This is a genomic window from Bradyrhizobium sp. USDA 3397, assembly GCF_054060965.1.
The window spans coordinates 3,660,987-3,686,498 of sequence record NZ_JBSSDS010000001.1; the positions used below are offsets into that span (position 1 = coordinate 3,660,987).

Genomic DNA, 25,512 nt, shown 5'->3' on the forward strand with positions numbered 1-25,512 from the left:
GGCATTTACCGCCTATCGGCAGGCGCAGCGGTTGGCGAGGCAAGATATCGTTGTCGACCGCGGCACGCTCGCCTTCTGGTCGGATACGCCATAGGATGAACGCGTCTGATGGCAATCGACAGGCATTGGAGCTCACCCATCGCCGCTCACTGCCTGGGCTCCCGAAGCGTCCCAAAAGGAGCATTTAACTTCGGCGTCCTAAAGAACGGGGGTCCTACAGAGTTTTTGAAGTTGTTGCGCTTACTGTAACTCAGAAGCAGGTTTGTGAAGACCATGGAATGGCTGCGTGAGCGGCCCGGCGGTCAGACTTGGCTGCTGAAAAATTCTGGGCTCACCAGCAGATCGTGCGGGCAATGCAAACGCGGCAAAGCGGTACGCTTCAGACCAGTGATGGATTTCGGCACGTCAAGCGCTGTCTACGTCGCTTTCCGTCTCAGGCGGAGCGCATTTGCCGACGATTGTCGTGGCAGATCACTCAATCTCGCACAGAGAGCGTCTCCTGGGAAACGCGGTCGCAGGAAATTCAAAGATCGTATTGCCGTCTCTGGTTGACCGATGCAGGCTTCCCAATGTGGGGCTCGGTGGCTGTGTGTATGGGCGGAAATGCGAAGAGTAAGTAAGTAATCGGATCTTAAGCGAGGAGTTTCAATGCTCAGGAACACGAAGCCGGTTTGGGAGTGCGTTGAATCTCACAAAACGAAGTTTTTCGGTTTGAGCGACCTGATTTGGGGGCGGCCCGAAGAGAACTATCAGGAATTCTTCGCATTCAGCGAACATCGCCAGACGCTCGCCTCGGAAGGCTTCACGGTCTCCGAAGCGTTGGCGGGAATACCAACAGCGCTGATGGGTGAAGCGGGTAAAGGCGGCCCGGTTATCGCGATCCTTGGTGAATACGACGCGCTGCCCGGTTTGAGTCAGGAAGCAGGTGTGGCGGAACAGCGGCCGCTCGTTCCGGGCGGTTCGGGGCACGGCTGCGGTCATAATATGCTGGGCTCGGCCTCGCTCTTAGCTGCGGTGGCGGTAAAGGATTGGCTGGTGCAAGCTGGGCTCCCCGGGCGAGTGCGTTACTATGGCTGTCCTGCGGAAGAGGGCGGATCTGGCAAGAGCTTTTTGGTTCGCGCGGGCGCGTTCGATGATGTCGATGTGGCGATTTGTTGGCACCCCTCAGCCTTTACCGGCGTGTGGCCTGCGGCTTCGCTCGCGTGTGCGGAATTTGAATTCACGTTTCATGGTCGCGCCGCCCACGCCGCGGCGGCGCCGCATCTTGGGCGAAGCGCGCTCGATGCCGTGGAGCTCATGAGCGTAGGGGTGAATTATATGCGCGAGCACATGCCCTCCTCGGCTCGCGTCCACTACGCTCTCGTGGATGGTGGAGGTATTGCGCCAAACGTAGTGCAGCCGCGTGCCGTCGTCCGTCATCTCGTGCGGGCCCTTAAGCTCGGTGAAATGTGGGGTTTGGTCGAGCGGGTCAAGAAGATCGCAGAGGGCGCGGCGCTGATGACAGAGACCAGAGTGGAGATGAAACAACTCTCGGGCGAGGCGAACCTGGTTCCCAACGCTCCCTTGGAACAAGCCATGCATGCTAACCTGATGCAACTGGGCGGAGTTGATTTCGACAGTTCTGATATGGAGTTCGCCCGACGCATCCAAAGCACTCTATCGCTGGACGATATTCGCTCGGCATATGGTCGGTATGGTTTGCCGGTGAGTTCAGACCCTCTCAGCAGCCAAATCTACTCGCCGGACTGCAACCGCACGGACGGAATGGGCTCCACCGACGTGGGAACCGTGAGCTGGGTCGTTCCGACAGTGCAGTGCTTAGTCGCGAGCTATGCGGTCGGTACGCCTGGTCATTCCTGGCAGCTCGTTGCCCAGGGCAAATCCCCCGCTTCTCACAAGGGAATCGCCTTCGCTGCAAAAGCTATGGCTGGCGTGGCCGCCGACGTTCTTTTAGATCCCGCTCTCCTGGCAGCGGCGAAAGCAGCGCTTGAGGATTACCGCAAAGACAATGAATTCAAAATTCCCGTGGGAGCTGAAACCGCTCCCCCGCTCTCTATGGCGGCAAAATGAAGGTGAACTAGCTTCCACATAGACTGGGGGAGGTGAGCGATCACACCTCCCTCAACATGCACCCCCTTAGAATGCTGGGAGTCTCCCTTGCTCACCGATGTCCGCTATGCGGAAGTCGGGCTCTCGCTCTCGGATAGCAGGGGGGATGACAACAACGAGATTAGTCTTCCTTGGGAGCTCGCCGCTCAACTCGGAATCGCGTCATCGACGAAGCTGAAAATGACGTTTCCAAGCCATCGGCGATTGATAAAGCTCGCGATCTCAAGTTGTATCGACCGTACAGCAAAACCTGCTGCCGAATCTCGCTTTTGGTATCCTTTTATGTCTGAGCCGGAGAAAAGCGCCTCTTCCTGACCTGTGCACAAAAACAGCTGAAATACTTGCCACATTGCGGAATTGCGACCTCAACAGCTCGTTATAAGGCGAATGATTCAGCCCGACCCCACAACGATCGAGCATCCTGACATTCAGGACGGAACGATCGACCAGTGTGGGTTTCAACACGTGCGAGGTTGGCGTGGAGACAGCCTCCAACAGCTCCTCAACCTGGCCGTATTGACAAGCGGCTGATGCCATCGATCGCCGCGTACCACACCTCCAAGGAAAGCACATGACGACAACCATTGAACGATTCGAAACGGGTCAGCGTATGAGCAGAATCGTGCGGCACAATGGCTTAGTGTATCTGAGCGGGCAGACGGCCGCGAGCGGTGCCGGAGACGTGGTCCAACAAACACAGGAAGCCTTAGCTCGCGTGGATGGGTTGCTCGCGCGGACGGGAACTGACAAGACCCGCATCCTGTCGTCGCTGATCCACTTGCGCTCAATGAGCGACTTCAGATCAATGAATACAGTCTGGGAAGCCTGGATGCCTGTTGGTGCGGCCCCGGCGCGCACTACAGTCTAGGCCTCGCTGGCCGCGCCCGAACTACTTGTCGAAATAACTATCGTGCGGTGGCCGATGCTGCGGCTGCTTAACCGGCTGAGGCTGAGATGTTAAACACCAGACATTTGACACAGTATCATACCCGTAGCGGATGGAATGCCCTGCTGCCTCCACGCGTACCGCACGATCAGAAGCCGGCGAACACTCGCTTTGCTTCCATCGTGATCGGGGCGGGGTACACTGGTTTGGCAGCGGCCCGCCGCACTGCCGAACTTGAACCCGCCAAGGAAGTGCTCGTGCTGGATGCGTCGGAGATTGGCGAAGGACCGTCCGGGCGCAATTCTGGTTTTGCGTCGGTCTTCCCATCGAATCCGACGGCGAGCGAATACGGCTCTGCAGATCATGACGCCATCCGGAAGGTCCGAATATCTATGGCCGGACAGGAGTGGCTTCGCTCGTTGATCCGGGAGCACAACATTGATTGTGATTGGGACGAAGAGTCGCTGCGCATTAATGCCGCCGCGACGCCCGAGGGCGGCGTGGCCGCCAAAAACTGGCTGGTGTCACTCCGCAGGTGGGGCTTCAATTGTAGGGTCCTGACCGACGAGGAACGTGTGGCTCAGCTCGGGACGAATTACTACACGACGGCTTTCGATGTCCGCCCTCGCGCACTCGTTCAACCTGCCGCCCTAATCCGTGGGCTGGCAGCAAGCCTGCCGGCGAACGTGACGCTCCTCGAGAGAACAGTCGTGACGCGGGTCGAAGGCAACGGCCCGTTTAAAGTCCATAGCGCGAAGGGCACCTTCACCGCTGACCGACTATTTATTGCCAACAATGCGCAGGCCAGGGATCTTGGGATCCTGCCTGACCGCACCGTCACCATCCTGACGTATGCCGCACTCACGCCTAGCCTGGACCAGGACGAGCTCGCCAAGCTCGGTGCCGCTCCGATCTGGGGGATGACGCCTATCAACAGCATGGGCATGACTATGCGCAAGCTGAAAGACCGCTTCCTGGTGCGAAGTATGTCTTCATACGGCAGGGAGACCGATCCGAAGACTGTACGCGAGGAGCTGACCCGTCTGTATCGCAACCGCTACCCTCGCATGAGCTCACACGAGTTTGAGTACGTCTGGGGAGGCGCCATGGCGTTCACCGGGAACGGCGGCTTTTATTTCGGCGAAGCGAGGCCCGGCATCTTCGGCGCTGTCGGCTGCAACGCCGCGGGCGTGGTGAGGGGCACGATTCATGGCAAGTTGCTTGCCGAGTCGGCTTGCGGTTCACAGTCGGAGCTCTTGACTGACCGCCTAAGGCAGACCGGACCCAACTGGCTACCGCCGGAGCCATTCCGCGGCATTGGCGCCATGTCCCGCATCGCTTGGCTACGGCACAAGGCCGGGCGTGAATACTGAGCTTGTTGATTTTCGAGAAGGGGCAACTCCTGCCTCCTGCCCCCCCACTGAACGATTCCGGGCGCTGTTAGGAAGGAGTTTGGCGCGCGAGTTGAGTTTGCGCATGCCGCAATAAAATTGGCGCCTGAATAAATCCAATGAATAATTTGTCGGGGAAAGGTCAGCCCATTTTGATCCGTTAGAGGCGCGTCGATCGCCGTATTTGGCCGCTAGATGATGCGCTCCCGAGAATCGAGTCCGCAGCGAGCTAGTCCGGCAGACAACCGTGAGACGGCAGTGTGTGACCGACTGTGCGTGCCCGGTGGAGCGACTTTGATCGTCGGCTGAGTGAAGTCGCCAACACGGTGACTTCAACGCCGGCGTCAACCAGGGCGGCAAGTGCAGAATCGTCAATTGTGGCCGAAGCGATCGTGCCTGTGCGCGAGATCGTTCAGTAGCCACATTTGCACGTCACGGAAAGTCAGCCGCCGGCGGCGCAAACGCCCGACCTCCTCCAGGTCAATGGTCGTAACCAAGAAGTCCTCCCTGTCCAGCGCCGCCTCCGCGATGACATCGCCCGCCGGACTGACGATCTTGCTGCCACCGGCAAACACCGAGTCTTTCTGCTGTCCGACTGCATTGCAGTAGACCGTCCACATGAGGTTTTCGATAGAACGCGCTCGCAAAATCGAATCCCATCCCTGCGTCGAGCCGCGAGGGCCAGCCGAGATCACCAGGTTCAGTTCAGATCCTTGCAATGCGAAGTGCCGCGCCAGCTCAGGGAAAAAAGCGTCGTAGCAAATCTGCAGAGAGCAACGCCCGAACGGTGTTTCGAACACTGGCGCGCGGTTACCTGGGGCAAAGTGGACGCCCTCGGTATACGGGTGAAATGTTGCAGGATGCACCTTGTCGAAGTAGTTCACCGAGCCGCCCGGCCCAGCGAATGCGACCGAATTGTAGACGGCGTGGGGAAATGATTCGCTGCGGCGCGCCATGCCCATTGCGACATACACACCCGAGTTCGACGTAGCCTCCGAGAGTGCGTCAGCCGCGGGGCCGGGAATTGTTTCCGCCTGCTGGGCAAACAGGTCGTCCGCACGATAGCCTTGCAGATGCAGCTCCGGCAGCAACAGGAGCTGCGCACCCTCCGTCGCTGCCCGAGCAACACACTCGAGGGCGCGCGCCAAGTTGCCAGCAGTGTTCCCAGGCTCTGAGGCAATCTGAGCAAGTGCTATCGTGAGAAGTCTGCTCATGATCATTCGGCCAGCGACAGCGCACCGAAGTACTGGAACCCGCCAGCCGAATATGTGAGGCCCTTGAGCTTGCTGGACGTCATTACTAAATCGAGGTTCTCGCGGATCGGCATCAACACGCCGCTGTCGACAATCAGTTTTTGCGCGGCCTTGTAGAACTGCGTGCGCGTAGTTGCATCGTTCTCAGTCTGTGCGCGCTTCAGCAATTCCTGGAGGCTGGCGTCCGAATATCGGGTCCAGTTCAGGTAGGCGCCAGGCATGAAAAGGGCGTTCAGGACCCTCGGATCCGTGCCGACCAGCTGCAGTGTGGTCATGGAGTAGTCGCCGTTGATGCCGCTGGCGAACCAGGCTGACAAGGCCTGCTGCTCGACCTGAACGTCCATGCCCGCCTTGCGCAGGTAACCTTGGATTGCCTCAGCAATGCGCACATAGCCCGGCAAGGTCGAGATCACCGGGAAATTGAGCGTGAGCCGCTTGCCATCCTTTTCCCAGAACTCGCCGTTCTTCTTCCAACCCGCCCCCGCCAGCAGCTCGGCGGACTTCTTGAGGTCATAGGGATAGGAATCCTCTAGCGAGGGGTCGTAGGAGGGCATACCTTTCGAAAGAGGCGTGTTCGACACCGGGAACACACCAACTTCCGTCAGCTGGATCAACCCCTTCTTGTCCACGGCGTGCTGAATTGCCTTGCGAACGGCCGCATCGTCGGTCGGGAACCGTCCGGCGTTCATCTCGACGAAGATCCCGAGCCCGCTGACCGGGACGGGCAACTGCGCGAACTTGGCATTGCTCTTGAGCGAATTCCAGTACACGCCCGGCGTCTGGTTCATCCCCTGGGATTGACCGGCCATCATTTGGTTGTATCGCGACTGCGCGTTGGGCACTATCTGGAAGGTCAATGAGGCGATCTTCGGAGGCCCCTTGTAGTTCAGCGCCGGCGGGCTCCAGTCATATTTGTCGTTGCGCGTCAGCACGACGCTTTCGTTGGGCTTGTAGCTGGAGAAGACGAACGGGCCGGTACCAGTCGGGTGCAGTCCGATGTCGGCGCCGTGATTCTTAATGGCTTCGGGCGATTGGATTCCAAGATAGGGGGTGGCGAGAGTAGCCAAGAGCGGCGCATACGGCTCCGTGCAGCTGATCTGCAAGGTCAACTCGTCGGTCGCCTTCGCTGTAAGGCAAGGACCCAAGCTTGCCAGCGCTGAGCGGGTTTTCGAGTTCTTGTCGGTGATGTAGTCAAAATTAGCGACGACGGCAGCGGCGTTGAACGGCGTGCCGTCATGGAACATCACGCCGCTGCGCAGCTTGAACGTGTACAGCTTGCCGCCTTCGGTGATCTCCCAACTGGTCGCCAAGTGCGGAGTCATTTTGAAATCGGGGGTAGACCACACGAGCGTGTCGAATATCGCACCCACGATCGGACCGACATCTCTCAAGGTCGTTCCTGCCGGGTTGAGGGTGTCCACCGCCTGCTCCCACCCAATGACTACCGCGCCCTTGCCATCCGCAGCAGCAGGGACAGACGATGCCGCCACCATAGCCGCGACAAACATAGTCGCCTCAAACTTGAACCGACCCAGAATCGTTGCTCCTTGCTGCATTACTCTCACCTTTCTGCCAATTTAGCGGTTCGTTGATTCTCAGCCCCGAGTGCTGAGTAACTAAACTACGCGCGCGTAAGCGAACCCGAGCCGCTCGGTGACTGACCCATAAGTCGTCTTGAGGTCGGCTCCGGATGTGATCTTCGACATGTAGTCGACGACCTTCTGCGCGCGTGGGTCGCCGACCTTCAGCGGGATTGCATGGTTTTTGCCGTCGATCATGCAGGGGAAGAAGCCGAATGAGGTCAACTTCCTGCCGTCGAACTCGCAGGCGGCCACCATCGTCATGCGCGTGTCCTCTGGGAACGGCGACAACGGATGGCCGGGTCGCGGATAAATACACTCGTCGCCTAGCTCTTGGCGCAAGTAGCCACCTTGGACGCACTCTTTGCCCGTCAGATCGAACACAAAATGACCTAGGCCATAGAAGATCGGCTTTTCTTTGTACACCTCGATGCCGCGCAGGAAGTGGTGGTGGTGGCCCAGGACGATGTCGGCGCCAGCGTCGATCGCCACGCGCGCGAGCGACTGCTCGTATTCGGTGAGGTAGACGGAGCGGTACTGTCCCCAGTGATGGCTCACTACGACGATGTCGACCTGCTTGCGCAAGCCCTCGATGAGCGACTTCATCAGCTCGACGTCCTCCGGATACACGTTGCTGCGGATATGCGGTGGGACCCCGCTCTCGAGGCCATAAGCGGTATTGATCCAATAATGCACCCGCATGGGTGCTAGACCCGGCCTGTCGGCACGGGCTTCATAGCCGGACGGATACACCGAGGCAAACCCGATGAAACCGATTTTCGCCCCCTTCCGGTCGAACGTGGCGGCCGCCAGAGCCTCTGGCAGGCTGGCGCCGGCGCCGATCGTTTCGATGCCTTGGTTCTGAAGCAACTTTAGGGTGTCGAGCAGGCCGGCGTGGCCACCATCGACGCTGTGATTGTTGGCTACCGACATCACATGGAAACCTGCCTTCGCAAGGTGCGCACCATTTGCGTGCGGAGCCACCACGCGCCAGCCTACGCTAGGCGGGTACACCGGGCTATCGGTATAGGCGCCCTCGCAGTTTCCGAACAATAGGTCGAGTTGCGTCAGCAGCTCAACCGATGCAGTGAAGGCTGTCTGGGGATGCGGGCGGTCGATGAAGACGTCACCGACAGCACCTAAAGTCCAAGTGGTCATGCTATGATCGTGGGCTGGCGACCCGGTCGAATGCCGGCCTCGCGGGTTTCGTTTTTGAATGGCTGGTTGCCGGGCGTCTCGGGCCAAGGCTCCAGCTGTTCGGCGAAGTGGCAGGCCGCCCAATGGTGCGGCTTGATCTCGCGCAGAGGTGGCTCGACCTGGGCGCAAATTTCCCTAGCCATCCAACACCGTGTGCGGAAGGGGCAGCCGGACGGCGGATCAAGCGGGCTGGGAACTTCGCCCTTGAGAACGATGCGCTCGCGTTTACGACCGTTTGTTGCGTCCGGTGCGGCTGATAACAGAGCCAGCGTGTATGGCATGCGCGCGTCGGCATACAGCTCCCGCGCATCGGCCAGCTCGACAAGCTTACCGAGATACATCACGCCAACGCGATCGCTGAAGTACTCGACGACCGAGAGGTCATGCGCGATGAACAGAATGGTCAGCCCGAAGTCCTTCTGCAACTGCGTCAGGAGGTTCAGCACCTGAGACTGCACTGAAAGGTCCAGCGCGGATACCGGCTCGTCGGCCACGATGAATTTCGGCTTGAGCGCAAGCGCGCGCGCAATGCCGATGCGTTGGCGCTGGCCACCACTGAATTCGTGCGGATAACGATCAAGGTGTTCGCGGCGCAATCCGACGCGGTCGATCAGCTGCTCCACAAATTCCCGCCGTTCCCCCCGGGCCATCTTGCCCTGCACGGCAAGGCCTTCGGAAATGATGCTGCGTACGTTCATCCGCGGGTCGAGGCTGCCGTGGGGATCCTGAAAGATGGTCTGCACATCGCGGCGAATGGCCCTGAGGCGCTTCGCCGAGGCTTCAAGGATGTTCTCGCCCTCGAACCGGATCTCCCCGGCCTGGGGCGTATCCAGGCGAAGGATCGAGCGCGCAAGTGACGACTTTCCGCAGCCCGACTCGCCTACCAGCCCGAACTTCTCGCCGCGCAGTATCTGCAGCGACACATCGTTGACCGCCTTCACCCACTCGATCTTGCGATTCAGAAAACCGCTGCGGATCGGAAAAAAGGTTTTTAGATTGCGTATGTCGACAAGCACGTCGGTGTTAGACGTACCTGACGGCGGGATCTGCACAGGGTTTGATGTGTTCGACATTCGAGCCTTGGAAGAATTCATGCGAGCCAGCACGCCACCTTGCTATTGTCGGGCTTGCTCTCAAGCGGGGGCATTTCCATGCACTTGCGAATGGCCTGCTTGCACCGGGGCCGAAACGGACAGCCGCGGGGCATGTTCAGGAGGTTGGGCACCGCACCACCAATAGTATGAAGAGGCTTGCCACGCATCTCTGGGTTAGGGATGGAGGAGAGCAGCCCACGAGTGTACGGATGCTTCGGCGCGCGGGTGACTTGGTCCACTTGCCCCCACTCCATGACGCGTCCCCCATACATGACGACAACTTCGTCGCAGATTTCGCGCACCACGCCAATGTCGTGAGAGATGAGAAGGACAGTTGCGCGCTTGAGACCGCGCACGATGTCCAGGATCTGTGCCTGAATGGTCACATCGAGTGCCGTGGTCGGCTCGTCGAGGATGAGAAGCTCCGGTTCATTGGCAAGCGCCATAGCGATGGTGACGCGCTGACGCATGCCGCCACTTAGCTTGTGCGGAAACTCGTCCACCCGCCGCTCGGGCGCAGAAATTCCTACCATCCTGAACAGCTGGATGGCGCGCTCCCGGGCCTCGCTATTGCTCAGGGTCCGGTGGGCCCGAAGTGCTTCGATGACCTGCGCGCCGGCCGTGTAGACCGGATTGAGAGCAGACATTGGGTCCTGAAACACCAGCGAGAGCTCCCGCCCCCGCAGCTCACGCATCTCCCCTTCCGTAAGCGTGGTTAGGTCGCGTCCTTTCAGGAGGATTTCGCCCTCGACGATGCGCCCTGGCAGATCTATGAGGCGCATGATCGACAGAGAAGTGACGCTCTTGCCAGAGCCCGATTCTCCAACGATGCCGAGGCGCCCCCCAGCTGCGATGTGGAAACTCACGCCATCGACGGCCTTGACCGTTCCTGCCTTTGTCGGGAAATGAGTCTTCAGGTTCCGGACCTCGAGTAATGGAGGCGCCGGGGTCAAAATGTTTCCCATTTGTTGGCTCTCGCGAGTCTGCAATTTCGGCCTCATTCGGCCAGTGTCGCAGCGCCGAAATACTGGAAGCCGCCGGCGCTATAAGTCACGCCTTTGAGCTTACTAGACAAAGTCATGAGATCGAGGTTCTGCTGGATCGGCATCAGAACGGCACTGTCCATGACGAGTTTCTGCGCTTTCTTGTAGGTGGCGACGCGCGTGTTCTCGTCGGTCTCGGCCATGCCTTGTCCCAACAGCGCCTCCAGATCAGTGTTCGTGTACTTGTTCCAATACATGTATTGACCCGGCATGAAGATGCTATTGATGACAGACGGGTCGGTGCCTACCATCTGCATCGGGGTGAGCGAGAACTCGCCGGCTATGCCACCAGCGAACCAAGCGGAGAGAGCCTGCTGCTCGATTTGCACGTCGATGCCCGCCTTTCGTAGATATTCTTGCATGGCTTCCGCAATCCGCACGTAGGCTGGGCGGGAAGATATAACCGGCAATTTGAGGGTCAGACGCTTGCCATCTTTCTCCCAGAAGTCCGCGTTCTTCTTCCAACCGGCGCCGACGAGCAGCTCGTCTGCCTTTTTAGGATCGTACGGATAGAGGTCCTCCAGCGAAGAGTCGTAGCCAACCATGCCCTTCATCAACGGTGTGTTTGCTATGGGGAAGACGCCGGAGGCGGCAAGCTGCACGACGCCCTTTTTGTCAACCGAGTACTGAATAGCCTTGCGCACAGCAACGTCATCCGTCGGGAACCGGCCCGCATTCAATACTACGAAGATGCCCAGCCCACTGATCGGAACTGGCAGTTGCGTGAATTTGGGATTGTCCTTCAGGGAATTCCAGTAAACGCCGGGTGTGCGATTCATGGCGTGCGATTGGCCAGCCATGAACTGGCTTACGCGCGATTGATCGTTCGGCACGATCTGGAAGGTCAGTGATGCAATCTTCGGCGGCCCCTTGAAGTTGAGAGCCGGTGGATTCCAGTTGTACTTGTCGTTGCGTGTCAGTACGACACTCTGATTCGGCTTGTAGCTGGAGAAGATGAAGGGCCCCGTGCCGGTGGGGTGCAGGCCGAGTTCCGTACCGTACTTCTTGATCGCAGCTGGCGACTGGATGCCCAGATTAGGAAGGCCCAGGCCGAGCAAGAGCGGCGCGTGAGGCTCCTTGCAAATGATTTGAACAGTGAATTCATCGACTGCCTTAGCCGTTAAGCAAGGACCGAGTGTGCTCAAACCACTCCGAGCCTTTGAGTCCGCGTTGGCGATGTACTCGAAGTTGGCGACCACGGCTGCGGCGTTGAACGGCGTGCCATCATGGAATGTGACGTCTTGGCGCAGCTTGAATGTGTACAACTTTCCGCCGTCCGAGACGTCCCAACTGATCGCCAGATCGGGCGTGATCTTGAAGTCCGGCGTGACCCACACGAGCGTGTCAAAGATGTTGTTGTCGATAGGTGCAACATCCCGCAAGGCCGTCACCGCAGGGTTGAGAGTATCCACGGTCGACTCCCAGCCGACGACGACGCCGGCTTCTTGCGCGAGCGCTGGAAACAAGTTCAACGCCAAAGCACTGATCGCTATGACTGCGCCTTTCGCACCCAATCCACTGAATAGTTTCACTTGTGTGTTCATGATGACCATCCTTTCCTGATTCAAATTTATCTAGGGGCGAGTGTGGGATCGATTTCATCGCGCAGGCCATCGCCTACGAGGTTTGTGCCGATCACGAAGAGCGAGAGGAAGATGCCCGGGCAAACGCTGATCCACCAAGCCAACGAGATGTAGTTCTGTCCGTCATTCAAGATCGTGCCAAGTTCGGGTTCCGGCGGCTGCACGCCTAGACCCAGAAAGCCCAATGCAGTAATCCAGAGCGCCCCTATGCCCAGCCAAGTCGTTGTCAGGACAATCACGCCTGAGAGGACGTTGGGCAGGATGTGACGTAGGATAATCCAGGTCGGGCCTGCTCCGAGCGCCACTGCGGCTTTTACATACGGCAGGTTGCGCACTTCGGCTGTGGCACCCTCCACCATCCGTGCATAAACCGGTACGAGTACTGTCGCGATCGCAATGACCCCATGGCCAAGCCCCGGCCCCAGGATAGCGGTAACGCTAAGGGCGAGGAGGATGCCGGGGAAGGCGAGAAGAAGGTCCACGAGTCGCATGATGCAAAAGCCGAAGATGCCGCCGAAATAGCCGGCGACGAGACCGATGATCGTCCCGAGCACAGAGCCGAGTACCACGACACAGAGGCTGGCGAGCATGGTGGTCCGAGCGCCATATAGCACCCGAGCAAATAGATCGCGCCCGTACGCATCCGTCCCCATCGGCGCGGCCCAAGATGGCGGCGCAACTGTGAGCATCGGGTTCTGGGCGCTTGGATCCGCGGTCACCAGAAGGGGCGCCGCCGCAGCTAGCGTTGCCAGAACGACGCAGATAATCAGTCCAACGCACAGGCTGCGATGTCGAAGCGCACGAACGAGCCGATGGAAGGCCGTCTCGCGTGGACGCACGATTTCAGCTGCGGATGCGGCCGCATCGTCCGGCATTTCGGTGACGTCGGAGATCACTTGTAGCTCCATGCAATGCCTCACCGATGCCCGATCCGCGGGTCCAGCACAGGATAGAGCATGTCCACGACAAAGTTTGTCGTTGCGTATGCCAAAGCGAGGATGAGGATAACTGCTTGAACCGCCGGGTAGTCCTTTGCGAGAATAGATTGCACGAGGAGACGACCGATTCCCGGGCGGGAAAATACTGTCTCTACTATGACCGTACCCGCCAGCAATCCACCGATTTGCAACCCGACGATGGTCAGTATCGGCAAAAGCGCGTTGCGCAGAACGTGTCGCATGAATACGCGCAGGCGCGACAAACCTTTCGCACGGGCGGTGATGACGTGCTGCTGCACCATCGCACCGATAACGGCGGACCGAACAAAACGTGCGTTGTAGCCGATAGCTCCCATCGCCAATGTCAGCGCCGGCAGTATCGTTCCTTTCAGCGACGTGCCTCCCACCACTTCGAACCAGGGCAGGGTCACGGCGAAAGCAAGAATTAAGAGCAATCCGAGCCAGAAGCTGGGAATGGACATCAGTACCAGTGCGACGCTCATCGTGGCGGTGTCGAGCATCCGGTTTCGGTTGAGAGCTGCGATGATTCCGAGGAGCAGACCAAACACCACCGACAGAGCCAAACTGAGCATCATGAGCTGGACTGTGGCCGGGAAATTGGCCGCGAGCAGCATGGCGACTGGACGATCCTCGCCATAGGAGTAGCCGAAGTCGCCCCGGAAAAGGTCTGTCAGCCAGGTCACATATTGCACGTATAAGGGCTGGTCCAGTCCGAGTTGGTGCCGCAAGCGAATCACGAGCGCTTGGTCACCAGCATTCATGCCTAACATCGAGATTACCGGGTCACCCGGGATGAGCCGCAGGATGAGGAAGACTAGCAAGCTGATGCCGAACGCCAGGGCAACAATCGCGAATAGGCGGTGGGCGATGTAGCTGCTCATCTCGGTCTCCCAACCCTGTCAAATCGCTCAGCCTTCATTGGGCACCTGCATGCGGTGAACCGAGGCCGCGACCATCTCGCGCACCATGACCGGATCGACCTTGCCGAGCGACTTCGAAGCCGCGGCTCGTACCTCATGCTGGATCGCAGTGCGTAGACCCGGGGGCGCTTGGAGGATGGCATCCGAGAAGGCGATGTTCGTCTCTGTTGGCCAACGCGCCTCGTAATCCAGACGCAGCTTGCCATGCCTAACGTTGGCGAGATTCGTCTTCATCTCAGCGCGCGCACGCGCCGTTGCGGCGGCGTCAACCTCCCCGTCCCGGATGACAACGCCGTAGGATTGGAGAGCGTCGCTCTCACTGAGAAGTTGTTCTCGAACGTCGTGAGCCACCATCTCCGGCAGGCGCGCTAGCGGGTCACCAAAGCCGCCGCCGGACGGAGACACCATCCGCAGCACATCACCCGATGACATCGGAAGCAGTCCGAAGCGGCCTAGCGATACCTTCTCGTCGCCTCCAGCTTTGATAAACCATGTCTCGCCATTGCGACCTGGCGAGCCGCCGCGAGCACCCCAGGGCTGAAATTTGAAGCGCTCCAGGCCGCGCACGGTGACGGCTGCCTGAGAGCTCGCGCATTCGAGCTCGATACTGATGGACGTGCCGCCCCGATACTGCCCATGGCCGAAGCTGCCCGGCACCAGCGCATGGTGTCGTACCAGAAAAGGGGTTTCGGCTTCTACATGCTCCACCGGGGTGCTCTTTAGGAAACCAAGCATCGTGTCGATCCCGTCTACGCCGTCCGTACACATGCGGCCGCCAGAGCCGCCGCAGAACGGCTCAACAACGGCCACCTTGCTACGACCCGTGCGCGGATCCAGCCAGGAGGCAGCAATGATTCCCGCCTGACCCGCTCCGCATGCTGCAAGGCCTTCGGGAATGGCTTGGTTCAGGCAACCCATGAGAGCGTCGTAACAGCGCATCACGGTCATCCAGCGGTTGCCCATCGCGGCCGGAAATTCGGCGTTCATGACTGTCCCAGAAGGCGCAGACGCTCTGATTGGCCTGCAAATGCCGTTATTGCGCGGAATCGAAGGCTCCTTGGTCATGATGTAGTTGGTCAGAGCCGAACAGCCCAACCCGACCGGCGTGGCATGTGGAAAATTGAGTGCCGCATTCACCTGCGGACTGCTGCCTACGAAATCCACGTGCGCTTGGTCCCCATCGATGGACAACTTGCAGTGGATGTGTACGGCGTCATCAGTTCCTTGCCCGTCGAGGTAATCCGAAAATTCATAGACGCCGTCACGTAGGCTGGCGATTACTGAGCGCGCCTTCGCTTCGGAATAGTCCATGACGTCGTTGATTCCCTGGCGGAAGGCGTCTGTACCGACTTTGTCGCATAGTTCGATAACGCGCTGCTCCATCAGCCGCATCGCGGCCATCATCGCTTCCAGGTCGCCCCACAGCGCATCTCCCATGCGGGAATTGTCCTTCATGATGTTGACGATGTCCTGGTTCATCACTCCCTTGCGGATGAGCCACGTAGGCCGGATGCGGAATCCCTCCTGAAAACATTCGTTCAAGTCCGGCGCGACGCTGCCGGGAACTGCACCGCCGATATCGGTTGCATGGACGAAGGCCCAGCTGAAAGCGACGAGTTCGTCCTTGTAAAAAATCGGCTGCGCGAGATTGATGTCCATTTGGTGCGTCACGAGCCCGTCCGTGTTGAAAGGGTCGTTGGTCACCACAACGTCGCCTGGCGCGTAGTCATCAAAGTGACGCGTCATCCCTGCGATCGTGCCACCACCGCTACCGCCAGCGCCAGCGGACATCGGTGAAGCGAACCGCTCCCCGTTAGGAAGTGCCAGGCACACCGCGAAATCCTGCGTCTGCTTGACGAGCGTCGTGTGCGCCGTGCGATATGCCAGCGTGACTGCTTCCTCCACCATCGCGGCGAAGCGGTTCTTCATGATTTCGACGCGTGCGAGATCCATTGATCAGCTCTCCTTCGTCATCACAATATCGCCCAGAGCGCCGATCGCAGCGCGGAAGTCTGGCGGCACGAGCACGGTCGACAGTTCGTGCTCGATGACTGCAGGGCCGATAGCTGACCAACCTGCAGCTAGTTTCGTTCGGTCGAATACCGCACAAGCCGGCCACCAGCGCCCCCGCAATCGCAGATCGCGACATGAGGCCGGGGCAACCTTGTCCGTCTGCTGCCGCGTCGAGCCGCGGGCGTTGGGCTTGGCTTGATGACCGGAGGTGCGTACCATGAGCTCATTGAACGCAACCGGCGTACCGGGATTAGAGAAGCCGAACAGCGCTTTGTGCTCCTCGTGAAAAGCTTCGTAGAAGCCATTCAGGCCGGTGCCTTTGCGAACGGCCTCCGTCAAATTAACCGGAATGGTGAAGGACTGCGCCGAGTAGCGCATCTCCGCGAGATAGAGTTCGTCGATGCCTTCGAGCGTTCTGCCGGCTGTCTGCCTTTGAACCCATTCTCTACCGGACTGGGTAAGCTCGTCAAAGATGCGTATCAGCGTGTCCTCACTGGAGTGGGGCCCGGTAACACTACGTACCCCGTCGTGCACAAGGTCAGCGGCGAGTCCTCCGAAGGCACAGAAAACGGATGATAACCGCGGCACGATGATGCGCTTGATGCCAAGCTCCTCAGCCAGCAGAGGGCCATGAATACCGCCGGCGCCACCAAAGATCATCAGCGTGAGATCCGCAGGCCCCGCGCCCGCGCGTGCCAAGAATGGCAACACCTTGGCGAGCATATTGCTGGTAGCGATCGCGACAATGCTTTCTGCAGCTGTGACGGCATCGCTTCCGCTCGCTATAGTGAGCATCGCCTGCTCGGCCATGTCACGCGATAGCGGGAGCTTTCCCCCCAGCAGTCCGCGCGGCGAAAGATAGTTGCAGAGCAGGTAAGCATCAGTCAAAGTCGGCTCGGTCCCGCCAATGCCGTAGCAGGCCGGCCCAGGCTTGGAGCCAGCGCTGCGCGGACCGACCTTCGGCACTTTTCCATCCAGCCACGCGATCGATCCGCCGCCGGCACCCATGGCCTCGATCGCGGTGACCGGCAGCAACAACGGAAAGTCGCCGACTTCCGCTTGCGCGGTCAGCGTGGGACGCCCAACTCGCACCAATGCAACGTCGGTTGACGTGCCGCCCATGTCCATCGTCATGACACTGGGGTTCTGGGTCCACTCGGCAAGGATGCGCGCCGCCGTGACGCCGGCAGCAGGGCCCGACAAGAGGGTGTGGACCGGCAGTCGACAAGCTTCTTCCGCCGCCATGACACCGCCGTTCGACTTTGTCACGAGTAGTCGCGCATTGGGCATCGTCTCTCGCAAGAAGCCATCGATCTCGCCGATGTAGTCAGCCATCACGCGCTTGACGTACATGTTCAGCAGCGTGAGCATCGAGCGCTCGTATTCCGACTGCTGCGGCCAGATTTCGTGCGATGCCATAACGTCCAAATCCTGGAACTGCTCACGCGCGATCTGGAGAATCCGGGCCTCGTGCACTGGATTCCGGTAGCCATGCAACAAGCAGACGCCGACCGCCCTCACACCAGCGTCGCGCGCCTTCGTCAACGCGGTCACGACCGAGGAGTCTTCGATCTGGGTTTTCACACTGCCATCAGCTCGCAGGCGCTCATCCACCTCGAATACCCGAGAGCGAGACACGAGTGGCGCCGCCCGGCGGTTGAACAGGTCGACAGGCTTGTTAAGGCGAAGTCGTGCGATGCCCAGTATGTCGCGGTAGCCCCGGGTTGTGATGAGCGCGACGGGCCTCTCCGAAAGCTCGATGACCGCGTTAGTTCCGACCGTCGTGCCATGCACCACCAGCAGCGGATCCGTCGAGCCGAGCTCGTGCCGCCGGGTTATGCGGCTAATTCCTTCGATTACCGATTCCGCAAAACGCGGACGGGAGGTCGGGATCTTCTCTGCGTCGATTTGGCGATACCCATCGCCTTCATCTTTCCAGATGGCGAAGTCGGTGAAGGTGCCACCGATATCCACTCCAATTCTCAGCATGCAATTTTCCTGTGCTCGTTAGCGCACTTACATTGATTTCCGATTAGCGTCGTAGCAGCCAATCATTGAAGCAGGACGCTTCACTGGACTTAGTGGCGCATGGGCTACCTGCACCGCAGCATTGCGAATTGAAGCACGTAGCGAAGCGGAATGCGCCCACTTCAAGATAATGCCCCCTTGAAATGTGTCATACTACGAACGTAACTTGCTTGTAGGCCTATCTGCGTCGACGTGCGCTCGAAGTCTATCTTCGGTGCTCGGTCGTATTGCGGCCATGGATAATGCAAAGCCGCTTTATTCCTGCGTGCGAAGCGGTTGGAGCGCAGAATTCGTGCGCGCATAATCTTGGAGCGACGCAATCTCGAATGCGGGTTGCGACATCGATCGCGGTCGGCTGATGGTTGAGTGCTCGGTAAGGTGAGCATTTGGAAGCGGCAACGCGGAAGAGACGAGTTCGGCCTACATGGGGTTGCGCGGCGCTCGCGCCAAGCGTTATGGCCGGCCGGCGAGACCTCGAGCACTGCACACATCAGCTGCACCGGATACCTGTCGCGATGGTCGTCGACGAAGCGGACGCTCATATCCGAGCTCGGGCAAAGGTACTACGCCGAGTCGCGCAGACCGGGTTCCTTGGCGACTAACGTGCTGCGGACCGCCTTCTCGGTCTGCACTCCACGTTTGCTGATCAAATGAGTCATTAGAGTTGACGTCAACTTTCGAATTGCCGCCATTAAGCCCTTCAGCGCGCCGAAACGCCAATGTGGCGATGGCCGTGTCCTGAACACCGGTTCCGGTTAGGTCGGCAATCGTGATGTCTGACTTATTTTTCGGCCAACCTTAACACCAGCAACGATTTTGCCCAATTCCGGAAATTGTGCGTCGCTTGAAATAAGACCGGCCTGGATCGCATGGTGAATTTCACCAAGCCTACGCGTCTGTTTAAGGCTATCCGGCACATAAAGATCGGCGCGCAAGATCGCGGACGGGTCGATCTCGTTCTTGTGTTCGGCGTCCGAACCCATCACTATGACATGCTGGCCGGGCTCGAGCCAAGAAGCATACAGGATCGCCGGTGAGCGGGTGTGGCTGTGACGTTTGGGATCTGCAACGGCATTGATAGGAAAGCCATGCACCAGCACCCGAAAGCCAAATACCGCAGTAATTCGGCGATCTTTCGCGCCCACTTGCAGAATTTCAAAGTGACGGCCAACCGAGCCGATTTGGTCAAGGCGACTCAAAGAGACTGACAGAGAAAAGCGGCGACCCGCGTTATCGACCTTGATGGCGATTCGATCAGTGGTTATTTGGGCCGCATCGGATGGATCGACTTCTTCCTTGCTTTGCCCCATTCTCAAAGATGTTTCATCCAATAATGCGAGTAGCGCCTGCGCGGGTTCATCAACGATGGATCGAGTTTTTCAACGGTTTGCTGAACGGCTAATCGAAAGCACACACACCGAGGCCGCTCAGCAGAGCATGGCCGACATCACCGCTGCGCTGAGATTGTCTTGTTTCGCATACCTCGCTCTGCCGCCTAGGCCAGGTTCTCCCCCTAACCTAATTTCGAATATCCGTGCTCCTGGACCGCCCTCTATTTGCGGCGCAGGTACCAATCTGTCGATCCTGTGGTCCGCCGGGCGATCCGATAGGCCAAGCCGTTCTTATGGGGGATCGATTTCGAACCACGCGCTCGCCTGGATTCTGAACGGGCGTTGTTCGAAGAAGCCGCGACATTTGGAATCCGTTATGGGTTTACATTCCCAATACACGATGACAACGGGGGGATCGCCGCGCTGAGCTTTGCGACCGACGAGCCTCGAGCTCGTTTCGAACACTTTATGCTCGAGCACGTTCAGAGCCTGCGACTCATCGCAACATTTTTCCATGTACAAGCAAAGCGCTTCTGGGTGACCGATCACATGATCAGTGGGGTGTTGCTGTCTCCTCGTGAGTTCGAGTGTCTCGAGTGGTCATCTCGTGGCAAATCCATTTCTGACATTGGGATCATTCTCGGAATTCCGCGGCGGACCGCCGCATTTCATCTGGATAACGTCCGGGCGAAGCTTGGCGTTCGCACGATCTGCCAAGCCGTTGCGCGCCTCGCTGAGGCAAACTCACGAAGATAGTTCAGGTCACGCCAGTAGGGTGACCGATATGCGCCCCTCGACAATCGCGAAGGTTCATGTGTCAAGCATGCGACAACGGAAGATCATGCACAAATATCAAATATTGGCGGATGCATTCATCCTTGATATAGATCGCTCATGGGTGTGAAGCTCAACCATCGGAATGTTGAACTTTTTCAGGCGATTATGGCCGCCGGCAGCTTGACTTGCGCGGCTGAGCAGCTGCAGACCTCGCAGCCGACCGTGAGTCGGGAATTGGCAAGTTTGGAACGAAAGCTCGGCTTTAAGCTGTTTGAACGGCGGTCGCGCCGTATCTTCGCGACCGAGCAGGCAGTACAGTTTTATGCAGAGGTGACGCGTTCCTACGCGAGTATCGACCACCTCTCGCAAGTCGCCCAGGCCATTCTCGACAGTACTTCCTCGCACATCCAGATTGCCTGTCTGCCGCTCTTCTCTGAAACTCTAATGCCACGCGTATGCAGCAGCTTGATGAACGACGGCACGAGGGCACGCGTCACGTATCATTCGTTAGACAATGCCGAATTGATGCGGGAGTTGCTGTCGCTTCGCTACGAGCTTGGTGTTGTGGAGGTGGGCGTCGCTGTTGATGGCGTTCACATGCGGCAATTTAAGATCGGCGACGAAGTATGTATCCTTCGCTCTGTCAGCCCGCTGGCACGGTTGGATGTTATCCACCCGATAGATCTACGTAACGAATGTCTAGTCACCTATCCCCAAGGCGATCGATACCGCCGCCGTTTCGATGATGTTTTTGCAGAGGTCGGATTGTCGAACAACATCCGCGTGGAGACCAACACGGCCGGATCCGTTTGCGCTCTGGTAGAGCAAGGAGTGGGAGTGGGGCTCGTCAATCCAATTACTGCCCTGCAGTGGCATGGTCGTGGCATCGCGGTGCGCAGGTTGTCAACCTCGATTCCATTCGTAGTCGGTATCTGCCGACCCTTGGGCCGTCCGGAGAGCAGCCTCGCGGCACGCGTGACCCAACTACTGCTGGATGAGTGCAAGAGTGTGCAAAAGTATTTGATGTCCCACCCTATATGAACCACGGGATTCCTGTCTGGGGCAGAGTTGAATCTGCTTGGATGGAACGGCGTCGTCATCTGGCGGTCTCTATTAGTTTTCCGCTGACCCGATTGTCTTCACACGGCAGCATTGAAGTGGGCCTAGGCCTCCATTCTTGTATGATCGGGCTTGGTGATCGGCGATAGTCCGTGCGAAGTCTCGCTTCGCCACGATGGGTCGCATTGCCGAGCTCTGACTGCATCTTTTTTCCGAACTATCAAGCAATTTATGCATCAGCGCTGGACAGCGCAGTACGGTAAGCGTCGTTCTCAGGCCACGGCCTTGAGAGCTTGAGCGCGGTAGGCCCATGGCAGTAGCTGGTCGATGTCGCGGTTGAGATGACCTTTGACGATCCTGGTCAGGACGTCGGTGAGATAGGCGAGCGGATCGACGTCGTTGAGCTTGCAAGTCTCGACCAAGGACGCGACGACAGCCCAGTGTTCGGCACCACCGTCGGATCCGGCAAACAGCGCGTTCTTGCGACTGAGCTTGATACCACGGATTGATCGTTCGACGGTATTGTTGTCGAGTTCGATGCGGCCGTCTTCGATGAAGCGCGTTAAGCCTTGCCAGCGCGAGAGGGCGTAGCGGATGGCTTCGGCGAGCTTGATCTTCTGGCTGATGAGAGCCAGCTTGGCGCGCAGCCAGGCCTCGAAGGCATCGGCCAGCGGCCGGCTCTTCTGCTGCCGCACGAGGCGACGTTCCTCGGCGCTGCGGCCGCGGATCTCCTTCTCGATCGCATAGAATGCAGCAATGTGCTTCAGCGCCTCGCTTGCGATCGGCGCGGGGCCGGCTGTCGCGAGTTCGTAGAAGTTGCGCCGCATGTGCACCCAGCAGAAGGCGAGCTCGACCTCACCGCGGTCGGCAAGCTTTGGGTAGGCGATGTAGCCATCGACCTGCAGGACGCCCTTGAAGCCGGCAAGATGGCTGAACAGCCGCTCGGCTTTGCGGTCGGGTGCATAGACATAGGCGATGCCGGGCGGATCGAGGCCGCCCCAGGGCCTGTCGTCGGCGGCATAGGCCCAGAGCTGGCCGGTCTTGGTGCGCCCTCGACCGGGATCGAGCACCGGCACCGTCGTCTCGTCGGCGAACAGCTTGGACCTCGCGCGAAGCACCGTGAGAAGGCGCTCATGCAGGGGGCGCAGATGGAAGGCGGCATGCCCAACCCAGTCCGCCAGCGTCGATCGATCGAGAGCGGTCCCTACTGCACCCAGATCCTCGCCGACCACGGCGCCGACGTGATCAAGGTCGAGCCGCCCGCGGGCGACGAGGTGCGCGAATGGGGCCCTCCGTTCCATGAGGAGGATGCGGCCTATTTCGTCGGCATCAACCGCAACAAGCGCTCGATCGGCCTCGACCTCGCCTCCGAGGGCGGCCGAATCGTGCTGCTCAAGATGCTGGAGACGATGCCCTGGCGGGCATAGATCTGGGCCTGCCGGTAGAGCGGCAGATGATCGGCATATTTGGACACCAGAACCTGGGCGACGGTTGCCTCCGTCGGCAGTCCGCCCTCGATCAAGCGGGCCGGAGCCTCGGCCTGCAGGACGCCATCTTCGCAGGCTCGGCAGGCGTATTTGGGACGTCGGGTGACGACAACGCGGAACTGTGCCGGCACCATGTCCAGCCGCTCGCTCTTGTCTTCGCCGATCCGATGTAGTTCGCCCTGGCAGCAGGGGCAGGTCTTGGCGTCGATGTCGACGACGACCTCGATCCGCGGCAGATGCGCCGGCAGTGCCCCGCGGTTGACGCGGCGCTTGCGCGCCCGTTCCGCCCGGCCTTCCGGGGCGGTCTCGTCCTGACCGGCCTCGGCAGAGGCCCCGACCTGCTCGACGTCCTCGAGGCCCAGCAGCATCTGTTCCTCGGGAAGCGACTCCGCCTTCCGGCCAAAGCGATGACGCTGCAATTCCTTGATGATCTGGCGCAGCCGCTCGCTCTCGTGCCGCTCGGCAAGCAGCATCGCCTTCAGCGTCTCGGGATCATCAGGAAGGTTATCGCTCACAGGCAAATCAGAGCATATTCGCGCCCGCCTGACGACGTGCTCGATGCCCCTGATTCACTTCGCCGCAGCGCGGCCCACAATTATCCGGCTTGCGTCGGGACGACCGTCTCCCGTGCCGCGTGCACACGCCGCCAATCAAGCCCTTCGAGCAGCGCCGACAATTCCGCCGCCGACAAACGCATCACGCCATCCTCGATCTTCGGCCAGCGGAAGACGCCTTCCTCGAGCCGCTTGGCGAACAGGCACAAACCCGTACCATCCCAGAAGATCAGCTTGATCCGGTCCGCCCGCTTGGCACGGAACACATAAACAGCACCCGAGAACGGATCGGCCTTCATGTGCTCGCGTACCAACATGGCAAGCCCCTCCATTCCCTTGCGGAAGTCGACCGGCTTGGTTGCCACCATCACCCGGACAGTGCCGGACGGGCCGATCACCGGCTTGCCTTCAGCGCATGGACGATGGCCGCAATCATCGCCACGTCCGCGCCTCGGCCAACCCGGATAGTGACGCCTTCGGCTTCGATCTCGATGCCCCCGACATCCGGCTTGGCCTTGCATCGCGCTGGCTTGCGCTCATGGCCAACCGCCACGGCCGGTACCACGGCGTCTACCACCGCCGGTACGAACGGCGGATCGTCAGCCATCGGCGTCGGCAACTGGCGTGCTTGCCGGCGCCAGGTGAACACTTGTTGTGGGGTCAGCCCGTGTCGCCGGGCAATCTCGGAAACGACCGCGCCTGGTACCAGCGTCTCCTCGACAATCCGGGCCTTGTCGTCCTTGGAGAACCAACGACGGCGTCCCGTCTCCGTGATCACTTCCAGCCGGCGCGCCGTCACGTCCGACTTAAGCGTATGGTCAAGCATAGACATGAGCCGATCCCTTCAAAGAGATCGTGAACCTCCCCTATCCCATGTGCCGCGAGAAGGTGGGAACGGAACGACGCTTACGCAGTACGCCAAGAGGCTGGCTTCTCTAGTTCGAGTAGGTCTTGAATAGTTTGGCGCCGACGGATGACGCGGAAGCGGTCTCGATCGACGATTATCTCGGCAATCAAGTCACGAGAGTTATAGGTGGAGGCCATTGATGCACCATATGCACCCGCACACGCAAACGCGACCCTGGCACCCGATTTAAGGGAGGGTAGAGTGTTGTAAGTTCCAAAGATGTCCGAAGACTCACAGACTGGACCGACAATCTGGTAGGTGTGCGCGCGCCCGCCCCTGTTGTCCTGCAATGGCAGGACCGGATGGATCGCTTCATATAGGGCTGGTCGCATAAGGTCGTTCATCGCGGCGTCGACGATAGCTATTGATGTGCCGCCGGATTCTTTGAGGTTAAGGACTTCAGTGACCAGAAGTCCAGCGGGACCAACAAGCCAACGTCCCGGCTCAACTGTCAACTCGCAGCTCAGCTCGGTCACAGTCTCGTTTACGATGGCCGCGTACTCACCAACATCGGGGCCAGCGCCGAAGTTGTAGTGTATTCCCAAGCCGCCGCCGAAATCTAACCTGCGTACCGACAGATCGTGGGACCGAAGCTCTTTTACAAGAGAAGCGAGATGACGGTATGCAGCGCGATAAGGAGACAGGTTGATAAGCTGCGAGCCGATATGCACGGCTAAGCCAGCAACATCGAGTTCGGGAAACGTAGCAGCCTTCGCATAAACGTTCAAAATATCCTCAAGGCTGATACCGAATTGTCCCCCTTTCTGCCTGTGCTGATTTTCGCGTGGGTCTGTGCATCCACATCCGGATTTACCCTAAAAACAACGGGTGCCCGGCGATTGAGAGCTCGTGCCACTTCGCGAATTGCGTCAAGTTCAGCAGGGGATTCCACATTGAACTGGTGAATTCCTACTTCAATCGCACGCGCTATTTCGGCGCGCGTTTTCCCAACGCCGGAAAAGACAACCCTTTTTGGGTCCACCGAAGCTGCGAGCGTTCGCTCTAGTTCCCCCCGGAGACTATGTCCATCCCGCACCCCAATTCAGAGAGAAGTTTAAGAACAGAAATATTGCTGTTCGCTTTTACAGAAAAGCAAATGGAAGCGCCCAACGGTCGGAGCTTTTCCGCAAGAAGCCTATAGGCGTTCCGCATTGTGGAGGCGCTGTAACAATAAAAAGGCGTAGGGATATCGGCGGCAATATCATCCACTGACAGGTCTTCAACATACAAGCGACCATTCCGATACCTGAAGCTATCGTGGTTCAACACTGTCGATCTGTTTTGGTGTGCATTCGTCGGTTTGTTTGCCATTTGGCTTCCATGACTGAGGTATTTCTGACT

At 59.1% G+C, this 25,512-nt stretch carries 18 protein-coding genes and 6 pseudogenes; 7 read left to right on the forward strand and 17 right to left on the reverse strand.

The window, feature by feature from the left end:
* Positions 1-648 precede the first annotated feature (648 nt).
* The 4 genes from ACVWYQ_RS16920 (at position 649) to ACVWYQ_RS16935 (ending at position 4,368) form a co-directional block, all read left to right on the forward strand.
* Positions 649-2,070 carry an amidohydrolase gene (locus tag ACVWYQ_RS16920; protein ID WP_456726042.1) on the forward strand — a complete coding sequence of 474 codons (1,422 nt, stop codon included), beginning with the start codon at positions 649-651 and terminating at the stop codon, positions 2,068-2,070.
* Positions 2,071-2,157: 87 nt separating this feature from the next.
* Positions 2,158-2,424 carry a hypothetical protein gene (locus tag ACVWYQ_RS16925; RefSeq protein ID WP_456726043.1) on the forward strand — a complete coding sequence of 89 codons (267 nt, stop codon included), beginning with the start codon at positions 2,158-2,160 and terminating at the stop codon, positions 2,422-2,424.
* A gap of 256 nt (positions 2,425-2,680) precedes the next feature.
* Positions 2,681-2,977, forward strand: a complete 297-nt coding sequence (locus ACVWYQ_RS16930) for a RidA family protein (RefSeq protein ID WP_456726044.1) — start codon at positions 2,681-2,683, stop codon at positions 2,975-2,977.
* An 86-nt stretch (positions 2,978-3,063) separates the two neighbouring features.
* Positions 3,064-4,368, forward strand: a complete 1,305-nt coding sequence (locus tag ACVWYQ_RS16935; protein ID WP_456726045.1) for an NAD(P)/FAD-dependent oxidoreductase — start codon at positions 3,064-3,066, stop codon at positions 4,366-4,368.
* A gap of 389 nt (positions 4,369-4,757) precedes the next feature.
* Here the strand turns inward: ACVWYQ_RS16935 and ACVWYQ_RS16940 are convergent, their stop codons facing one another.
* The 11 genes and pseudogenes from ACVWYQ_RS16940 to ACVWYQ_RS16990 all read right to left on the reverse strand — a co-directional run.
* Positions 4,758-5,606: a carbon-nitrogen hydrolase family protein gene (locus ACVWYQ_RS16940; RefSeq protein ID WP_456726046.1), complete on the reverse strand. Its 849-nt coding sequence runs from the start codon at positions 5,604-5,606 to the stop codon at positions 4,758-4,760.
* Positions 5,603-7,195, reverse strand: coding sequence for an ABC transporter substrate-binding protein (locus tag ACVWYQ_RS16945; RefSeq protein WP_456726047.1), 1,593 nt, complete (start codon positions 7,193-7,195; stop codon positions 5,603-5,605). The genes ACVWYQ_RS16940 and ACVWYQ_RS16945 overlap by 4 nt, the downstream gene beginning before the upstream one ends.
* A 60-nt stretch (positions 7,196-7,255) precedes the next feature.
* On the reverse strand, positions 7,256-8,377 hold the full coding sequence (locus ACVWYQ_RS16950) for a CapA family protein (RefSeq protein ID WP_456726048.1): 1,122 nt from the start codon (positions 8,375-8,377) through the stop codon (positions 7,256-7,258).
* Positions 8,374-9,489 (reverse strand): ABC transporter ATP-binding protein, encoded by a 1,116-nt coding sequence (locus tag ACVWYQ_RS16955; RefSeq protein WP_456726049.1) that lies wholly within the window; start codon positions 9,487-9,489, stop codon positions 8,374-8,376. The genes ACVWYQ_RS16950 and ACVWYQ_RS16955 overlap by 4 nt, the downstream gene beginning before the upstream one ends.
* Positions 9,490-9,506: 17 nt before the next feature.
* The gene (locus ACVWYQ_RS16960; RefSeq protein ID WP_456726050.1) at positions 9,507-10,475 is read right to left on the reverse strand and encodes an ABC transporter ATP-binding protein; all 969 of its coding nucleotides are present in this window, start codon (positions 10,473-10,475) and stop codon (positions 9,507-9,509) included.
* A 32-nt stretch (positions 10,476-10,507) separates the two neighbouring features.
* Positions 10,508-12,097 carry an ABC transporter substrate-binding protein gene (locus ACVWYQ_RS16965; protein WP_456726051.1) on the reverse strand — a complete coding sequence of 530 codons (1,590 nt, stop codon included), beginning with the start codon at positions 12,095-12,097 and terminating at the stop codon, positions 10,508-10,510.
* Positions 12,098-12,123: 26 nt separating this feature from the next.
* Entirely contained in the window at positions 12,124-13,032 is a 909-nt protein-coding gene (locus ACVWYQ_RS16970) for an ABC transporter permease (RefSeq protein ID WP_456726052.1), read from the reverse strand.
* A gap of 20 nt (positions 13,033-13,052) precedes the next feature.
* A complete protein-coding gene (locus ACVWYQ_RS16975) occupies positions 13,053-13,976 on the reverse strand; it encodes an ABC transporter permease (RefSeq protein ID WP_456726053.1) in 924 nt (307 codons plus the stop codon).
* Between the two features lie 27 nt (positions 13,977-14,003).
* Positions 14,004-15,968: a hydantoinase B/oxoprolinase family protein gene (locus ACVWYQ_RS16980; protein WP_456726054.1), complete on the reverse strand. Its 1,965-nt coding sequence runs from the start codon at positions 15,966-15,968 to the stop codon at positions 14,004-14,006.
* Between the two features lie 3 nt (positions 15,969-15,971).
* A complete protein-coding gene (locus ACVWYQ_RS16985) occupies positions 15,972-18,017 on the reverse strand; it encodes a hydantoinase/oxoprolinase family protein (protein ID WP_456726055.1) in 2,046 nt (681 codons plus the stop codon).
* A gap of 717 nt (positions 18,018-18,734) precedes the next feature.
* Positions 18,735-19,144 (reverse strand): annotated as a pseudogene (locus ACVWYQ_RS16990) (ornithine cyclodeaminase family protein); the annotation flags it as partial.
* Between the two features lie 277 nt (positions 19,145-19,421).
* Here ACVWYQ_RS16990 and ACVWYQ_RS16995 point away from each other — a divergent pair.
* Positions 19,422-20,143 (forward strand): annotated as a pseudogene (locus ACVWYQ_RS16995) (LuxR family transcriptional regulator).
* Positions 20,144-20,281: 138 nt separating this feature from the next.
* Positions 20,282-21,205 (forward strand): LysR substrate-binding domain-containing protein, encoded by a 924-nt coding sequence (locus tag ACVWYQ_RS17000; protein ID WP_456726056.1) that lies wholly within the window; start codon positions 20,282-20,284, stop codon positions 21,203-21,205.
* Positions 21,206-21,495: 290 nt separating this feature from the next.
* Here the strand turns inward: ACVWYQ_RS17000 and tnpC are convergent.
* Positions 21,496-22,422, reverse strand: a pseudogene (gene tnpC, locus ACVWYQ_RS17005) (IS66 family transposase); the annotation flags it as partial.
* On the opposite strand from tnpC, the pseudogene ACVWYQ_RS17010 reads away from it, so the two are divergent.
* Positions 22,372-22,632 (forward strand): annotated as a pseudogene (locus ACVWYQ_RS17010) (CoA transferase); the annotation flags it as partial. The pseudogenes tnpC and ACVWYQ_RS17010 overlap by 51 nt on opposite strands.
* Here the strand turns inward: ACVWYQ_RS17010 and ACVWYQ_RS17015 are convergent.
* The 5 genes and pseudogenes from ACVWYQ_RS17015 to ACVWYQ_RS17035 all read right to left on the reverse strand — a co-directional run.
* A pseudogene (locus ACVWYQ_RS17015) lies at positions 22,632-23,183 on the reverse strand (IS66 family transposase zinc-finger binding domain-containing protein); the annotation flags it as partial. The pseudogenes ACVWYQ_RS17010 and ACVWYQ_RS17015 sit on opposite strands and share 1 nt — an antisense overlap.
* Positions 23,184-23,305: 122 nt before the next feature.
* A complete protein-coding gene (tnpB, locus tag ACVWYQ_RS17020) occupies positions 23,306-23,662 on the reverse strand; it encodes an IS66 family insertion sequence element accessory protein TnpB (RefSeq protein WP_063980520.1) in 357 nt (118 codons plus the stop codon).
* Entirely contained in the window at positions 23,659-24,096 is a 438-nt protein-coding gene (gene tnpA, locus ACVWYQ_RS17025) for an IS66-like element accessory protein TnpA (protein WP_456725919.1), read from the reverse strand. The genes tnpB and tnpA overlap by 4 nt, the downstream gene beginning before the upstream one ends.
* A gap of 74 nt (positions 24,097-24,170) precedes the next feature.
* A complete protein-coding gene (locus ACVWYQ_RS17030) occupies positions 24,171-24,647 on the reverse strand; it encodes a diaminopimelate decarboxylase family protein (RefSeq protein ID WP_456727171.1) in 477 nt (158 codons plus the stop codon).
* A 9-nt stretch (positions 24,648-24,656) separates the two neighbouring features.
* A pseudogene (locus ACVWYQ_RS17035) lies at positions 24,657-25,482 on the reverse strand (diaminopimelate decarboxylase family protein); the annotation flags it as partial.
* Positions 25,483-25,512: the final 30 nt, after the last annotated feature.

Bases quoted from the DNA above. Each gene is read 5' to 3' on its own strand.
- ACVWYQ_RS16950 (WP_456726048.1), bottom strand. From the start codon at position 8,377: ATGACCACTTGGACTTTAGGTGCTGTCGGTGACGTCTTCATCGACCGC.
- ACVWYQ_RS16955 (WP_456726049.1), bottom strand. From the start codon at position 9,489: ATGTCGAACACATCAAACCCTGTGCAGATCCCGCCGTCAGGTACGTCT.
- ACVWYQ_RS16945 (WP_456726047.1), bottom strand. From the start codon at position 7,195: ATGCAGCAAGGAGCAACGATTCTGGGTCGGTTCAAGTTTGAGGCGACT.
- ACVWYQ_RS17000 (WP_456726056.1), top strand. From the start codon at position 20,282: ATGGGTGTGAAGCTCAACCATCGGAATGTTGAACTTTTTCAGGCGATT.
- ACVWYQ_RS16980 (WP_456726054.1), bottom strand. From the start codon at position 15,968: ATGGATCTCGCACGCGTCGAAATCATGAAGAACCGCTTCGCCGCGATG.
- ACVWYQ_RS16935 (WP_456726045.1), top strand. From the start codon at position 3,064: ATGTTAAACACCAGACATTTGACACAGTATCATACCCGTAGCGGATGG.
- ACVWYQ_RS16985 (WP_456726055.1), bottom strand. From the start codon at position 18,017: ATGCTGAGAATTGGAGTGGATATCGGTGGCACCTTCACCGACTTCGCC.
- ACVWYQ_RS16940 (WP_456726046.1), bottom strand. From the start codon at position 5,606: ATGATCATGAGCAGACTTCTCACGATAGCACTTGCTCAGATTGCCTCA.
- tnpA (WP_456725919.1), bottom strand. From the start codon at position 24,096: ATGTCTATGCTTGACCATACGCTTAAGTCGGACGTGACGGCGCGCCGG.
- ACVWYQ_RS16960 (WP_456726050.1), bottom strand. From the start codon at position 10,475: ATGGGAAACATTTTGACCCCGGCGCCTCCATTACTCGAGGTCCGGAAC.
- ACVWYQ_RS16930 (WP_456726044.1), top strand. From the start codon at position 2,681: ATGACGACAACCATTGAACGATTCGAAACGGGTCAGCGTATGAGCAGA.
- ACVWYQ_RS16965 (WP_456726051.1), bottom strand. From the start codon at position 12,097: ATGAACACACAAGTGAAACTATTCAGTGGATTGGGTGCGAAAGGCGCA.
- ACVWYQ_RS16975 (WP_456726053.1), bottom strand. From the start codon at position 13,976: ATGAGCAGCTACATCGCCCACCGCCTATTCGCGATTGTTGCCCTGGCG.
- ACVWYQ_RS16920 (WP_456726042.1), top strand. From the start codon at position 649: ATGCTCAGGAACACGAAGCCGGTTTGGGAGTGCGTTGAATCTCACAAA.